Here is a 13,539-nt window from a genome sequence, read left to right as displayed (position 1 = left end):
ATCCGCGCTAAATCAGCAATGAAGAAGACAAGGTCGGCGGCCGCCGTGGTGAACGGTCGGCGCGAAGACTGGGACGGACAGGAGAGCAGATGAGTCAACACGTGAATGAGCTCAACTGGCTGATCACTGACTTCGCCAACCGTGTGCCCGATGTTGCCCATTCGATCGTGGTGTCCTCCGACGGGCTGCCACTGGTGTCCTCGGAGGGTTTCCCGGCTGAGCGAGCGGACCAGCTGGCCGCCATCGCCTCTGGCCTGACCAGCCTGACGCAAGGGGCTGCCAACGTCTTCGAGGGCGGGGCTGTCTCGCAGACCGTCGTCGAGATGGAGCGCGGCCTGCTGCTCATCATGTCGATCAGTGACGGCTCGTGCTTGGCGGTCCTCGCCGCCGCGGACTGTGACCTGGGGCTGGTCGCCTACGAGATGACACTGCTCGTCGAGCGGGCAGGACGTGCGCTGACTCCGGCGGCGCGTGCCTCGGGAATCCACTGACCTGATCCACCACCGACAGGAGGAAGTGGTGGCACCTCACAGTCGAGATGCCGGGAGCGCCTCGTGGTTCGGAAACCAAGCCCCCGGCGCCTCACGGGCGCCGGGGGACGGTCCGGGCGGCGGAGATGTTCCACGACCAAACCAGCAACCGTTCGATGATCAGCAAGCACGGCCTGCGGCCGAGGGAGCGCCGAACTCGCCGAGTTCTCTGGTGCGCCCGTACGCTGTCACAAAAGGCCGTACCAAGCCGATGTCCCAGTTGCCTATGGAGGCACTGATCTCGGCTACGGTCACCGCGCGCTCGGAATCGGGCACCCTGACCCCCGAGTGTCAGGCGATCAGCGACCTGTGCCGGGAGTGGCGCTCCGTGGCGGAGATCTCCGCGTTGTTGCGGATCCCCCTCGGGGTCGCGCGGGTGCTCGTGGCGGACATGTCGGAGCAGGGGCTGGTCCAGGTCAAGACCTCGCATAACACCGACAGCCGGCCCAACGCCAACCTGCTTGAAAGGGTGCTCAGTGGACTTCGCAAGCTCTAGCCCGACCAACGAGGGCGGTGCTGTGGCGAGTGCGATGACGTCGGTCAAGATCGTCGTCGCCGGAGGGTTCGGCGTCGGTAAGACGACCTTCGTGGGCTCCGTCTCCGAGATCGTTCCGTTGACCACGGAAGCGGTGATGACGAGTGCCAGCGTCGGTGTCGACGACCTCGCCAAGACGCCTGATAAGCAAACGACCACCGTGGCGATGGACTTCGGCCGGGTCTCTCTCGACTCCGACCTGATCCTGTACCTGTTCGGGACGCCCGGCCAGCACAGGTTCTGGTTCATGTGGGACGACCTCGTCAAGGGCGCGATTGATGCGGTGGTGCTGGTCGACACCCGCCGGCTCGCCGACTGCTTCCCCGCGATCGACTACTTCGAGGAGGCACGGCTCCCGTTCGTCGTGGCCATCAACGGTTTCGACGGGTACTACCCGCACGCCGGACCCGAGGTGCGCGACGCGCTGACCCTCAGCCCGGAGATCCCGATCGTCCAGGTCGACGCGCGCGACCGCGGGTCTACCAAGTCGACGCTGATCAGGCTCGTGGAGCACGCCATCACGGTCGGAGACCCCGGTGGCGCCGGACAGCCGACCTCCACCGGCGGCCAGGGCTCGTGGCGCTGACCCGCGGATAACGGCGCGTGCCCCCCGCTGCCCGGTTGTGGTGCGGAGTCCGGCGGGCCGGCCGCGACACCCCTCCGCGCCGGTGACGGTCGCCGGGTCGTGCCTTCGGGCACGGCGCCGTCCGTGTCCGGGCGGTTTGCGGGTTCTCAGTCACCCAAGGACATCGCGACCGCACGCACCGGGGCGCCGTCATCGCTGGCAAGGCGGATCGGGAAGGCGCTGAACCACGGCCGCGGGAAGTCGATCCGGTCCAGGTGGCACAGGTTCTCGATGATCGTGCCGCCCGCGCCGAGGACCGCGCGGTGCGCGGGCCAGTCGCCGCCCGAATGCTCGCCGTGCGGCGTCTCGTCCGGGCTCAGGCAGTCGGTACCGATTGTGCGGACCCCGCGGTCGACCAGCAGTCGAACCGCGTCCTGCGCCAGGTAGGGATGGGCGAGGTAGCGCTCCGTGCGGTAGTGCGCCGACCACCCGGTATGCAGCAGGACCACGACGCCGGGCCCGAACCGCTCCGCCCACGGCGCCAGCTCCGAGCGGCCGATGGGAGTCCGGTCACCATGTCCCGTCACGTCGACCACCACGGCCGGCCCGGTGAACAGCTCCAGCGGCAACTCGTCGAGACGCGCCCCGTCCTCCAGGAAGTGGAACGGCGCGTCGGCGTGTGTGGCGCTGTGCGACCCCATCTCCACCCGAACCGAGTGAAACCCGCTGTCGGCCACGGTCGCGGCCGTGGTGATGCGCGGCGCGGGGTCCCCCGGGTACGGCTGCGTCTCGGGGCCGATGGGCCGACTCAGGTCGACGATTCGTCGCACGCGCATGCGCCCACCCCCCGGTCGGATTCGCCTACACAGCATGGATATCACGGAGCCGACCGGCCGCGGCGCCCGCCCGCGCGCCCCGCGGGAGACCCCGATGTGCGGGGCCGGCAGAACGCGGGGGTGCGTCGTGCGACCGGAGCGGGCAGTATTGGGCGTGATGACTTCGAGCCCGCCACCTGGCCAACCCGAATCCGGCGCGAACGAGATGACCACCCGGTTCCGCGAGGTCGCCGAGCGGATCCTGGACGCCCTGCTGGAGAATTCGCCCGAGTGGGCGAGTGAGCTGGGTGACCACCGGTTCGCCGACCGGTTGTCGGACCACTCCGCTGACGCCGACACGCAGCGGGTGGCTACCCTCGCCGACGCCCTGGCCGCGTTGGACGAGATAGACGACACCCTGCTGGCCCCGGCCGACCACGTGGACCTGGAGATGCTGCGCTCGCGCGTCAGCGCCGACCTGTGGCGGTGTACCGAACTGCGTCCGCACGCCTGGGACCCGCTGGAGCACCTCCCCGGCGATGCCATCTACACCCTGGTCGCCCGCGACGGCGGGTTGCCCGCTGAGGAGCGGCTGCGCGCGCTGGCGGCCCGTTGCCGTGCCGTCCCGGACCACCTCGACACAGCGCGGCGCCGCCTCGACGACGGGCCCGGCATGCCGCGGGTCCACGTGGAGACGGCCGCCAGCCGGGCCGAGGGGCTGATGGCGATGCTGGGAGAGGAGGTCGACGCGCTCCTCGAGACGAACCCGTCGCTGCGCGGGCTGGTCGACCCGGCGCGGCACTCCGCTCTCGAAGCGCTGCGGGAGCACACCACCTGGTTGCGGGAGCGCGCCGAATCGGCCACCGCCGACCCCCGGCTCGGGGAGCGCCACTTTGCCGCCCAACTCTGGTACACCCTCGACTCCGAGCTGTCCCCGGACACGCTGCTGACCCGGGCCGAGAGCGACCTCCTGGGCACCGAGGAGGAGATCGCTGAGCTCGCCGCGGAGTACGACGGCAAAACCCGCTACCCGGGCCAGGTGCGCGACGTGCTCGACCGGATCGCCAGCGAGGCGGCGACGTCGTCCGACACCGTGCGGCCCCTGTGCGAGGAGGCGCTCGCGCACCTGCGCGACCGGGTCGCCGCACTCGATCTGGTTTCCGTTCCGGAGGACCCGGTGCGGGTGATTCCCATGCCCGAGGCGCGGCGCGGTGTGAGCGTGGCCTACTGTGATCCGCCCGGGCCGCTCGGCACGCGGTCGAGTGATCCGACCCTGGTCGCTGTCGCCCCGCCGCCGGCCGACTGGCCCGCCGAGCGTCGCGCGTCGTTCTACCGCGAGTACAACGGCACCATGCTGCGCACCCTGATGGTGCACGAGGGGATGCCCGGGCACGCCCTGCAGCTCTCGCGTTCCGCCGGGTACACGGGGGGCACCCGCGTTCGGCACGCGTTGCGCAGCGGGACCTTCGTCGAGGGCTGGGCGGTCTATGCCGAGGAGGCCGTGGCCCTTCGGGGCTGGACCGCCAGTGACTCCAGGGACAATCTCGCGCTGCGGCTGATCCAGTTGAAAATGCGGTTGCGGGTGATCTGCAACGCGATTCTCGACGTCCGTACGCACACGCGCACCATCACCGAGAGCGACGCCCTCGCCCTCCTCACCGAACGCGGGCACCAGGAGGACGGGGAGGCCGCCGGCAAGTGGCGCCGCGCCCGGCTTACCAGCAGCCAGCTGTCCACCTACTACACGGGCCAGTGGGAGGTCAGCGCGCTGGTGCGGGACCTGACCCGCACGCGTACCGGGGCAGGGACCCGGGAGATCCACGACGAGCTGCTCGCGCACGGCTCACCCCCGCCGCGTCACCTGCGGACCCTGCTGGGACTTTGAGGCGGTGCGGCCCCCAGGGCGGCACCGCGATGCGGACCAGCCGGGCACACCCGCTCACGCACGGGTCGACCGCCTCCTATGCTGGACTTGGTAAGGCAGCGAGGGTCCACGGGCCGGGGCACTGGGCGGCAACCGTGCCGGACGGACCAGACGCGCACGGCGATGAGGAGAGGCGGCCGATGAGCAGCGCAGAGCGGGAGCCCTCGACAGGTGCTGGCGACGCCGACGGGTTCCAGCGGCTGTGGACCCCGCACCGCATGGCCTACATCAAGGGCGAGAACAAGCCCAGCGGCTCCGCGGCCGGCGACGGTTGCCCATTCTGCCGGGTCCCTGCTCTACCCGACGGGGAGGGACTGGTCGTGGCGCGCGGGAAGGCCGCGTTCGTGGTGCTCAACCTGTACCCCTACAACAGCGGCCACCTGCTGATCTGTCCGTACCGGCACGTCGCGGACCTCACCGACCTGGACGACACCGAGGCCGCCGAGCTCACATCGCTCACCCGCGACGGGATGACCGCGCTGCGCGGGGCGATGCAGCCGCAGGGGTTCAACGTGGGTATGAACCTGGGATCGGTGGCGGGCGCCGGGATAGCCGCGCACCTGCACCAGCACGTCGTGCCGCGGTGGGGCGGCGACACCAACTTCATGCCTGTCGTCGGTCGGACCAAGGTCCTGCCGCAGACGCTGCAGCAGAGCCGGGACCTGCTCGCCGAGCACTGGCCGGCGAGCTGACGACCCGAGGGGGCCGAAGATGCGGGAACGCGGCGGGGACGACGGATCCTCCATTGCCGCTGGCGCGGGCGGTTCGGGGGGAGGCGAGCGCGCGCCTCGGCGGCGTCCGTTGCTGGTCTACGATGGCGACTGCGGCTTCTGCACCAGCTCGGTCCGGGCCGCTCAGCGCTACCTGGATCCCCCTGTCGAGATGCTGCCGTACCAGTACAGCCAGCTCACCGGCGCGACCCTGGAACGAGCCAAGGACGAGGTGCTGCTGGTGCACCCCGACGGCAAGCGAGTCTGGGGCGGTGCGGACGCCGCGGCGATACTGCTGCTCGCCAGCCCGCACCGCTGGGCGTGGCCGGCCGGTTGGCTGCTGCGCCTGCCCGGGGGCCGGGCGGCCGGGGCGGCGGTTTACGACCTGGTCGCGCGCAACCGGCACCGGTTGCCGGGCGGGACGCCCACGTGCCAGATGGGCCCGGCATGAGGCACGGCAGCGGACACGAACGGGCCCGGCCCACGGGCCGGCGCCCAGTGTGGCCACGACCGCTCGGAAGGGGGCGACGCTAGCGGGCACCACCAGACGCGCCGCCGGTACCGTTCGGGGACCGGGATACCCGAGGTAGCGGAGCGGCGCTTGCGGAAGTCGCGTCGGTTCAACGATCTGTAGAGGTCATGCTCAGATTCCTGCGTCCGAGGATCGCTCGGATGGTGCAACCCGTGGGCCGGTTACTGCACCGCATGGGGCTCAGCCCGAACATGGTCACGCTTGCCGGCACCGCGGGGGTGGTCGGCTGCTCCCTGTTCTTCTACCCGCGTGGTGAACTCTACGTCGGGTCCGTTGCCGTCACCGTCTTCGTGCTGTTCGACATGCTCGACGGTGCGGTGGCCCGCGCGGCCGGCGCCGACAGCTCGTGGGGCGCCTTCCTCGACTCCACACTCGACCGCCTCTCCGACGCGGCGATCCTGTGCGGCCTGCTGCTCTGGTTCATGGGCGACGGCGACGACCTACTGCTCGCGTGGGTGACACTGTTCTGCCTGGTCAGCGGGTTTGGCGTCTCGTATATCAAGGCGCGCGCCGAGGGAATCGGCGTGAACTGCGACGTGGGCTTCGCTGAGCGCTCGGAGCGGCTCATCCTGGTGCTGGTCGCCGCCGCGCTCGGCGGGCTGGAGGTGCCGTACGCGCTGGCGGGGGGCTTGTGGCTGCTCGCGCTGATGAGCGCCGTCACGATCGTGCAGCGCCTTGTCGAGACACGTGCCCGGCTCACCCCACCGAGCCAGCACGCCGGCGATCCCGGGACCTAGACTCGGACACTGCCGATCGTGCGCGGATCGTCCTTTGCCATGCCCGAAAGGGGAAACCCGCACGGTCCGTGGGACAACCAGCGGGGAGGCGATGTGGGGGAGCGTGTGGCCGCGGTGGCCTACGCAATGGGATGGACGCTGATCCGGGTGGTGCCGGAGAGGATCGGCCGCGCGGTGTTCCGGCTCATCGCCGAGGTCGCGTGGCGCCGGCGGACCAAAGGGGTCCGGCAGCTGGAGGCCAACCTGCGCCGGGTCACCGGCCCGGGAGCCACCGAGGAGCGGGTGCGCGCCCTGTCGCGTGCCGGGATGCGCTCGTACCTGCGCTACTTCTACGAGATGTTCCGGCTGCCCGTCATGGGCCGGGCCATTACCGACCGCACCCGCGCCACCGGGATCGAGGTCCTGGAGGCGCACATCCGCGCCGGCCGCGGTGTGGTGGCGGCGCTGCCGCACATGGGCAACTGGGACCACGCGGGAGCCTGGATCACCCTGCGCGGTATCCCCCTGACCACGGTGGCCCAGCGCGTGCGGCCGGAGAGCGTGTTCAACCGGTTCATGGCGTTCCGTACCGGCCTGGGCATGGAGGTCCTCCCGCTCACCGGCAGCGACGGCAACAACGCCGGCCGGCTCGCCCGGCAGCTTCGCGGGGGGCGGCTCGTCTGCCTGCTGGCCGACCGGGACCTCACCGCGGGCGGCATCGAGGTCACGTTCTTCGGGGAGCCGGCCCGGATGCCTGCCGGACCGGCGGCGCTCGCCGAACGGACCGGCGCCGCGCTGATGCCGGTGTCGCTCTGGTACGAAGGGTCCGAATGGCGTATCAGGGTGCACGACGAGATCCCGGTGCCCGCGGAGGAGGACCGACCCGGCAAGGTGCGCGCCATGACCCAGGAGTTGGCCCGGGTCTTCGAGGGGGCCATCGCCGAGCACCCTGAGGACTGGCATATGCTGCAGCGCGTGTTCAGCGCCGACCTCAGCGAGCCCGCTACCGTGGAGGGACGCTGGAGCGCGCCGGCAACGGAGCCTCTGCCGCGCGACCCAGACGGCTCCAGGGACGGCTGACGGAGGACAGGATGCGTGTCGGGCTGGTCTGCCCCTACACCTGGGAGATCCCGGGGGGTGTCCAGCAGCACGTGGCGGACCTGGCCGAGGCGCTTATGGACCTTGGCCACGAGGTGTCGGTCCTGGCGCCGTGCGACCCGGAGACCGAGCTGCCACCGCACGTGGTCTCGGCCGGAGGCGCGGTGCCGGTGCCCTACAACGGGTCGGTGGCCCGGTTGGCGTTCGGGTTCCGCCCGGCGGGCCGGGTGCGCCGGTGGATCCGCGAGGGCAACTTCGACCTGCTCCATGTGCACGAGCCCACCGCCCCCAGTCTGTCCCTGCTGGCCTGCTGGGTGGCCACCGGACCCATCGTCGCCACGTTCCACACCTGCAACCCGCGGTCGCGGGCGATGGCGGTCTCCGCGGCCGTACTGCGCATCGCCCTGGAGAAGATCAGTGGCCGCATCGCCGTCTCCGAGGCGGCTCGGAAGACGCTCGTGGAGCACCTCGGGGGCGACGCCGTGCTCATCCCGAACGGTGTCGCGGTGCCGCGCTTCGAGCGGTCCGCCCCACTCGACGGTTGGCCCGGCGACGAGGGCGCGATCGGGTTCCTGGGGCGCCTGGACGAGCCGCGCAAGGGACTCGGCGTCCTGCTGGAGGCGTTCAGCGAGCTGGGCGAGGAGCGTCCCGGGCTGCGGCTGCTCGTGGCCGGCCCCGGCGACGCCGACGAGGTCCGCGAGCGGGTTCCCGAAGACCTGCGCGACCGGGTTGTGCTGCTCGGCCGGGTCGGCGACGCCGACAAGGTCCGCACCTACCACTCGGTCGACGTCTTCTGCGCGCCGAACCTCGGCGGGGAGAGTTTCGGGATTGTGTTGACCGAGGCCATGTCGGCCGGTGCCGCCGTTCTCGCCAGCGACATCCCCGCCTTCCGCCACGTGCTGCACGACGGCGCGGCCGGAGAACTCTTCCCGGTGGGCGACGCGGTCGCCCTGGCGCGCGGGGCGGCGGCCCTGCTGGACGCGCCCGAACGCAGGCGGGCCCTTTCGGAAGCGGCACGCAAAGCGGTGCAGGCCTATGACTGGCGCACGGTGGCCGCCGAGGTCGTACGCGTCTACGAGACCGTGCTGCTGGCGGGGGACGACCGGCCGGTGGCAGTGGCGCAGCGAGGTACGGAGTGACGCTTGTGATCGCCGAATGGGCCAGCATCGTCAGCGTCGCCGTCGCGGTGCTGATCGTGGTCTCGTTCTACGTCTCCTGGCGGGCGGGCCGGTTGGACCGGATGCACACCCGGGTGGAGACGGCCCACGCGGCGCTGGACGCCGCGCTGCTGCGCCGCGGCGCGGCTGTCCTGGAGCTCGCATCGCGCCGAGAGCTGGAGCCGGCCTCGGCGGTCCTGCTGGCCGACGCCGCCGCGCAGGCCCGCCGCGCCAGAACCGAGGACGGCGGCGACGGAGAACGGGAACTGGCCGAGAGCAACCTGTCGCGGGCGCTGCGGGCGGTGGTGGACCAGCCCGGGTTCCGCGAGGCTCTGTCGGCGTCGGACGACTCCGACGGCGACGAGCTGCTGGCCGAGGTCGAGGCGGCGGCCAAGCAGGTACACCTGGCGCGGCGGTTCTACAACGACGCGGTCGCGCGCACCCGCGAGGCCCGCGCGAGCCGCCTGGTGCGGGTGACGCGCCTCGCTGGGCACGCGCGATTGCCGGTATTCTTCGACATGGACGACGAGCCGCCCCGATTCGACCCCCTTGGGTGAGGCACCCGGCGCGGGCCCCATATACGCGGGGCGCGGTGTGACATGTCTCGCCCTCGCGGCTCGTCCGCAGAGGTGTCCGCACGTCCCACGGCCGGGAGCTGACCTCCCTGTACACCGTGTCGAGCGTTGTGTTCCTTGCACGCCACATGGTCCCGGGAAGGGCGTGTGGCGGGGGAACTACCGTGACTCCTCCCGCGACTGACGTCGCGGGCTTCTCCTATCGTCGTTTAGGCGACAGGAAGGACCAGCCCGGCCCTGATACCAATTTAACGAGTGTACTAGACGCAAGCTGCGGCGAACGCCGTATCGCCCAGCGGCAATCCGGCTTTCCCTGTCCCGCTACGCGGGCAACCGGATTCCCCCACCGACTGAAGCCGGTGGTCCCCTCAGGATAATCTGATGGAGGGGGAACACCGAGGCGGCGCCGCCGCCGAGGTAGCAGAAGGACCAGCGCGCCAACAGCGCATCGCATCGAGGTGACACCGTGTCTGCTCAGAATTTGGAGACCGCCGCCGTGGCCAAAACCGCCGACAACCCGACCGAGAGCACGCTCGGCACCACTCGCGTCAAGCGCGGTATGGCAGAGCAGTTGAAGAACGGCGTCATCATGGACGTGGTCACGCCGGAGCAGGCGAAGATCGCGGAGGACGCCGGGGCCGTCGCGGTGATGGCCCTCGAACGAGTGCCTGCTGACATCCGCAAGGACGGCGGCGTGGCCCGCATGTCCGACCCCGACATGATCGACGGCATCATCTCGGCCGTCTCGATCCCGGTCATGGCCAAGGCCCGGATCGGCCACTTCGTCGAGGCGCAGGTGCTGCAGTCCCTCGGTGTCGACTTCATCGACGAGTCCGAGGTACTGACCCCGGCCGACGAGGCGCACCACGTCGACAAGCTGGCTTTCACCGTGCCCTTCGTCTGCGGCGCCACCAGCATCAGCGAGGCGCTGCGCCGGATCGGCGAGGGCGCCGCGATGATCCGCTCCAAGGGCGAGGCCGGCACCGGCAACGTCGTCGAGGCCACCCGGCACATGCGGGCGATCCGCTCCGAGATCAAGCGGTTGGGAACACTCGACGAGGCGGAGTTGTTCGCAGCAGCCAAGGAGCTGCGGGCGCCCTACGACGTCGTCAAGGAGGTCGCGCGGCTCGGCAAGCTGCCGGTGCCGCTGTTCTCCGCCGGCGGTGTGGCCACCCCGGCCGACGCCGCGATGATGCGCCAGCTGGGAGCCGAGAGCGTTTTCGTCGGTTCGGGCATCTTCAAGTCCGACGACCCCGCCAAGCGGGCCGACGCGATCGTGCAGGCCACCCTGCACTACGAAGACCCGTCGGTGATCGCGAAGGTGTCGCGCGGACTGGGCACCGCAATGGTCGGCATCAACCTGGACGACCTGGACGAGACCGAGCGCTACGCCGGCCGCGGCTGGTAGGCCCCGCGTTCCCGGGACATCGCACAACCCGAAAGGCTGACCAAGCGAGGCAGGTTAATTGTCCGCCACACCCACCATCGGGGTTCTCGCCCTCCAAGGGGACACCGCCGAGCACCTGGCTGTCCTCGGCGGTCTGGGCGTGCCCGGAACGCCGGTCACGCGCCCGGAGCGCCTCGACGACGTGCAGGGGCTGATCATCCCGGGCGGCGAGTCGACCACGATGGGCAAACTCGCGGTCCGGTACGAGCTGATGGAGCCGCTACGCAAGCACGTGGGCGAGGGCATGCCCGTGTACGGCACGTGCGCCGGCATGATCATGCTCGCCGACCAGGTGCTCGACGGTGCCGAGGGCCAGCAGACCGTCGGCGGGCTCGAGATGACGGTGCGGCGCAACGCCTTCGGCCGGCAGACCGAGTCCTTCGAGGCCGGTGTGCACATTGAAGGGGCCGGCGAGGCCCCCTTCGACGCGGTGTTCATCCGCGCCCCGTGGGTCGAGTCGGTCGGCGACCAGGTCCGCGTGCTCGGCAGAGTCGAATACGGCGAACGGGCCGGTAGGATCGTCGCCGTGCGCCAGGGTGGCCTACTGGCCACCTCATTCCACCCCGAGCTGACCGGGGACCCGCGTATCCACCGGCTCTTCGTCGAAATGGTGAAAGGACAGGCATGAGCGGCCACTCCAAGTGGGCCACCACCAAGCACAAGAAGGCCGCCATCGATGCCAAGCGCGGCAAGCTGTTCGCCAAGCTGGTCAAGAACATCGAGGTGGCCGCGCGCATGGGTGGCGGAGACCCCGAGGGCAACCCGACGCTCTACGACGCCATCCAGAAGGCCAAGAAGAACAGCGTCCCGCTGGACAACATCGAACGGGCGCGCAAGCGCGGTTCCGGCGAGGAGGCCGGCGGCGCCGAGTGGCAGACGGTCATGTACGAGGGCTATGCCCCCGGCGGCGTCGCGCTGCTCGTGGAGTGCCTCACCGACAACAAGAACCGCGCCGCCTCCGACGTACGCACGGCGATCACCCGTAACGGGGGATCCATGGGCGACGCCGGCTCGGTGTCGTACCTGTTCAGCCGCAAGGGCGTCGTGCTTGTCCCCAAGAAGGGCACGAACGAGGACGACGTCACGATGGCGGTGCTCGACGCCGGCGCCGAGAACGTCAACGATCTCGGCGAGTCCTACGAGGTGGTGTCCGAACCCTCCGACGTCGTCCCGGTGCGGACGGCGCTGCAGGAGGCCGGCATCGAGTACGACTCGGCGGAGACCCCGTTCCTGCCGAGCGCCGAGGTCTCCCTTGACGAGCAGACCGCGCGGAAGGTCGTGCGCGTCATCGACGCCCTTGAGGACGCCGACGACGTGCAGTACGTCTACTCCAACGCCGACTTCCCCGACGAGGTCGTCGAGGCGGTCGGCTGACGCGTACTGAGGGCCGGCCGCGTTCGCGGCCGGCCCTCAGTACGTCGCCCCCTGCTACGGCCCCGTGCGGGCGGCTTCGTGCTGCCGCGGCCACCGGAGGAGGCGCCGGCGCGCTGCCGGGGGGTTTCTCGCGCGCGCTGTCCCCGCGAACCGGTATGCTCTGCGAACGAACGTTCGAGCCGGACCGGGGGAGGGGCGCACCCGACGATGCGCGTGTTGGGGATCGACCCGGGGCTCACCCGGTGCGGGGTCGGCGTGGTCGACGGGTCCATCGGGCGGCCGCTGTCGTTCGTGTCGGCGGGTGTCGTGCGTTCCGCCGCCGATGACGACCTACCGGTGCGGCTGCTCGGGATCGAGCAGGGAATCGATACGTGGCTGGACGACTACGAGCCCGACGCCGTTGCCGTGGAGCGGGTGTTCGCCCAGCACAACGTCAGTACGGTGATGGGCACCGCCCAGGCCAGCGCGGTCGCCATCACCTGCGCCGCCCGGCGGGGCATCTCCGTCGCGATGCACACGCCCAGCGAGGTCAAGGCCGCCATCACCGGAAGCGGGCGAGCCGAGAAAAGCCAGGTGCAGCACATGGTCGCGCGGGTGCTCAGCCTGTCGGCGGCACCCAAACCGGCCGACGCCGCCGACGCCGTCGCCCTGTCCATCTGCCACATCTGGCGCGGCGGTGCGCAGGAGCGGGTGGCCCGGGCCCAGCAGGAGTTCGCGCGTAAGCTCGAACTGGCGCGGCAGGCGCGCGGGCGGTAGCAGTGCTTCGCCGGGCGGTGGGGTTGGGCGTTGATCTTGAGGATTTCGTTCCGTCAAGGCGCCTTGACGGAACGAAATCCTCAAGATCAACGCGGGAAAGGCACACAAGCCGAACCCGAGGAGGGGGACGAAGTCGTGATCGCGTTCCTGAGCGGCCGGGTCGCCGGGCGCGGCGGCGGTACCGCCGTCATCGAAGTGGGCGGGGTGGGGATGACCGTCCACTGTTCCCCCGCCACCCTCTCGGGTCTGCGGGTCGGCGAGGACGCCACTGTCGCCACGTCTCTCGTGGTGCGTGAGGACTCGCTGACTCTCTACGGGTTCGCCGACGACGACGAGCGCGACGTCTTCGAGCGGCTCCAGCAGGCCAGCGGCGTGGGCCCGCGCCTCGCTCTGGCGATGCTGGCCGTGCACAACCCCGACGAGCTGCGACGTGCGGTGGCCGTGGAGGACACCGCGGCGCTCACCCGCGTGCCCGGCATCGGCCGGAAGGGGGCCCAGCGGATCGTGCTGGAGCTGCGCGACAAGCTCGGTCCGGCGCTCGATGCCGCCGGCGCCCCCGCCGCCCCTGTTGACGCCGCCCCCGCCGCCGCGGTGTCGTGGCGTTCGCAGGTGGTCTCCGGGCTCGTCAACCTGGGATGGTCCAGCCGGGACGCTGAGGCCGCCGCCGACGCCGTCGCACCCGAGGCCGAGGACCATGCCGACGTCGCCGTTCTCCTCCGCAGCGCTCTGCGGAAGCTGAGCCGCGTCTAGCGCCCGGCCCGGCCGCGCCGGGCGGGGCAGCGCAACGAACCGGCGGAAAGGAGCC

At 70.9% G+C, this 13,539-nt stretch carries 16 protein-coding genes; 15 read left to right on the top strand and 1 reads right to left on the bottom strand.

The window, feature by feature from the left end; genetic code table 11:
- Positions 1-89: 89 nt before the first annotated feature.
- Genes F4561_RS16465 through F4561_RS16455 form a run of 3 tightly spaced genes read left to right on the top strand, consistent with a single transcriptional unit; the run spans position 90 to position 1,651 of the window.
- The gene (locus F4561_RS16465) at positions 90-491 is read left to right on the top strand and encodes a roadblock/LC7 domain-containing protein (RefSeq protein WP_184580068.1); all 402 of its coding nucleotides are present in this window, start codon (positions 90-92) and stop codon (positions 489-491) included.
- Between the two features lie 25 nt (positions 492-516).
- Positions 517-1,026 (top strand): DUF742 domain-containing protein, encoded by a 510-nt coding sequence (locus F4561_RS32620; protein WP_312885311.1) that lies wholly within the window; start codon positions 517-519, stop codon positions 1,024-1,026.
- A 34-nt stretch (positions 1,027-1,060) separates the two neighbouring features.
- Positions 1,061-1,651 carry a GTP-binding protein gene (locus F4561_RS16455; protein WP_184580064.1) on the top strand — a complete coding sequence of 197 codons (591 nt, stop codon included), beginning with the start codon at positions 1,061-1,063 and terminating at the stop codon, positions 1,649-1,651.
- Positions 1,652-1,797: 146 nt separating this feature from the next.
- On the opposite strand, the gene F4561_RS16450 is transcribed toward F4561_RS16455, so the two are convergent.
- The gene (locus F4561_RS16450) at positions 1,798-2,466 is read right to left on the bottom strand and encodes a cyclase family protein (RefSeq protein WP_184580062.1); all 669 of its coding nucleotides are present in this window, start codon (positions 2,464-2,466) and stop codon (positions 1,798-1,800) included.
- 157 nt (positions 2,467-2,623) lie between these two features.
- Between F4561_RS16450 and F4561_RS16445 the strand changes: the two genes are divergently transcribed.
- The 12 genes from F4561_RS16445 to ruvA all read left to right on the top strand — a co-directional run bounded on the left by F4561_RS16445 (position 2,624) and on the right by ruvA (position 13,484).
- Complete coding sequence (locus F4561_RS16445) at positions 2,624-4,330, top strand: DUF885 domain-containing protein (protein ID WP_246437210.1); 1,707 nt, start codon at positions 2,624-2,626, stop codon at positions 4,328-4,330.
- Positions 4,331-4,509: 179 nt separating this feature from the next.
- Complete coding sequence (locus tag F4561_RS16440; RefSeq protein WP_184580060.1) at positions 4,510-5,061, top strand: HIT family protein; 552 nt, start codon at positions 4,510-4,512, stop codon at positions 5,059-5,061.
- A gap of 19 nt (positions 5,062-5,080) precedes the next feature.
- On the top strand, positions 5,081-5,530 hold the full coding sequence (locus F4561_RS16435; protein WP_184580058.1) for a thiol-disulfide oxidoreductase DCC family protein: 450 nt from the start codon (positions 5,081-5,083) through the stop codon (positions 5,528-5,530).
- 188 nt (positions 5,531-5,718) lie between these two features.
- Positions 5,719-6,348: a phosphatidylinositol phosphate synthase gene (pgsA, locus tag F4561_RS16430; protein ID WP_184580056.1), complete on the top strand. Its 630-nt coding sequence runs from the start codon at positions 5,719-5,721 to the stop codon at positions 6,346-6,348.
- 39 nt (positions 6,349-6,387) lie between these two features.
- Positions 6,388-7,407: a phosphatidylinositol mannoside acyltransferase gene (locus tag F4561_RS16425; protein ID WP_221445505.1), complete on the top strand. Its 1,020-nt coding sequence runs from the start codon at positions 6,388-6,390 to the stop codon at positions 7,405-7,407.
- An 11-nt stretch (positions 7,408-7,418) separates the two neighbouring features.
- Positions 7,419-8,564 carry a glycosyltransferase family 4 protein gene (locus tag F4561_RS16420; protein WP_184580054.1) on the top strand — a complete coding sequence of 382 codons (1,146 nt, stop codon included), beginning with the start codon at positions 7,419-7,421 and terminating at the stop codon, positions 8,562-8,564.
- A gap of 8 nt (positions 8,565-8,572) precedes the next feature.
- A complete protein-coding gene (locus F4561_RS16415) occupies positions 8,573-9,139 on the top strand; it encodes a hypothetical protein (protein ID WP_184583731.1) in 567 nt (188 codons plus the stop codon).
- A gap of 499 nt (positions 9,140-9,638) precedes the next feature.
- Positions 9,639-10,565, top strand: a complete 927-nt coding sequence (pdxS, locus tag F4561_RS16410) for a pyridoxal 5'-phosphate synthase lyase subunit PdxS (RefSeq protein ID WP_221446057.1) — start codon at positions 9,639-9,641, stop codon at positions 10,563-10,565.
- 58 nt (positions 10,566-10,623) lie between these two features.
- Positions 10,624-11,232, top strand: a complete 609-nt coding sequence (gene pdxT, locus F4561_RS16405; RefSeq protein ID WP_184580052.1) for a pyridoxal 5'-phosphate synthase glutaminase subunit PdxT — start codon at positions 10,624-10,626, stop codon at positions 11,230-11,232.
- Entirely contained in the window at positions 11,229-11,978 is a 750-nt protein-coding gene (locus F4561_RS16400; protein WP_184580050.1) for a YebC/PmpR family DNA-binding transcriptional regulator, read from the top strand. Before pdxT ends, F4561_RS16400 begins: the two co-directional genes overlap by 4 nt.
- 207 nt (positions 11,979-12,185) lie before the next feature.
- A complete protein-coding gene (gene ruvC, locus F4561_RS16395; protein WP_184580048.1) occupies positions 12,186-12,734 on the top strand; it encodes a crossover junction endodeoxyribonuclease RuvC in 549 nt (182 codons plus the stop codon).
- A gap of 135 nt (positions 12,735-12,869) precedes the next feature.
- Positions 12,870-13,484 (top strand): Holliday junction branch migration protein RuvA, encoded by a 615-nt coding sequence (gene ruvA, locus F4561_RS16390; protein WP_184580046.1) that lies wholly within the window; start codon positions 12,870-12,872, stop codon positions 13,482-13,484.
- The last annotated feature ends 55 nt before the right edge of the window (positions 13,485-13,539 follow it).

Source organism: Lipingzhangella halophila, assembly GCF_014203805.1.
In the GTDB taxonomy this organism is placed as follows: domain Bacteria; phylum Actinomycetota; class Actinomycetes; order Streptosporangiales; family Streptosporangiaceae; genus Lipingzhangella; species Lipingzhangella halophila.
Note: the sequence above shows the minus strand (reverse complement) of the source record. Positions and strands in the feature narration are given on the sequence as shown.

Bases quoted from the DNA above. Each gene is read 5' to 3' on its own strand.
- F4561_RS16465 (WP_184580068.1), top strand. From the start codon at position 90: ATGAGTCAACACGTGAATGAGCTCAACTGGCTGATCACTGACTTCGCC.
- F4561_RS16455 (WP_184580064.1), top strand. From the start codon at position 1,061: ATGACGTCGGTCAAGATCGTCGTCGCCGGAGGGTTCGGCGTCGGTAAG.
- F4561_RS16450 (WP_184580062.1), bottom strand. From the start codon at position 2,466: ATGCGCGTGCGACGAATCGTCGACCTGAGTCGGCCCATCGGCCCCGAG.
- F4561_RS16445 (WP_246437210.1), top strand. From the start codon at position 2,624: ATGACTTCGAGCCCGCCACCTGGCCAACCCGAATCCGGCGCGAACGAG.
- F4561_RS16440 (WP_184580060.1), top strand. From the start codon at position 4,510: ATGAGCAGCGCAGAGCGGGAGCCCTCGACAGGTGCTGGCGACGCCGAC.
- F4561_RS16435 (WP_184580058.1), top strand. From the start codon at position 5,081: ATGCGGGAACGCGGCGGGGACGACGGATCCTCCATTGCCGCTGGCGCG.
- pgsA (WP_184580056.1), top strand. From the start codon at position 5,719: ATGCTCAGATTCCTGCGTCCGAGGATCGCTCGGATGGTGCAACCCGTG.
- F4561_RS16425 (WP_221445505.1), top strand. From the start codon at position 6,388: ATGCCCGAAAGGGGAAACCCGCACGGTCCGTGGGACAACCAGCGGGGA.
- F4561_RS16420 (WP_184580054.1), top strand. From the start codon at position 7,419: ATGCGTGTCGGGCTGGTCTGCCCCTACACCTGGGAGATCCCGGGGGGT.
- F4561_RS16400 (WP_184580050.1), top strand. From the start codon at position 11,229: ATGAGCGGCCACTCCAAGTGGGCCACCACCAAGCACAAGAAGGCCGCC.
- ruvC (WP_184580048.1), top strand. From the start codon at position 12,186: ATGCGCGTGTTGGGGATCGACCCGGGGCTCACCCGGTGCGGGGTCGGC.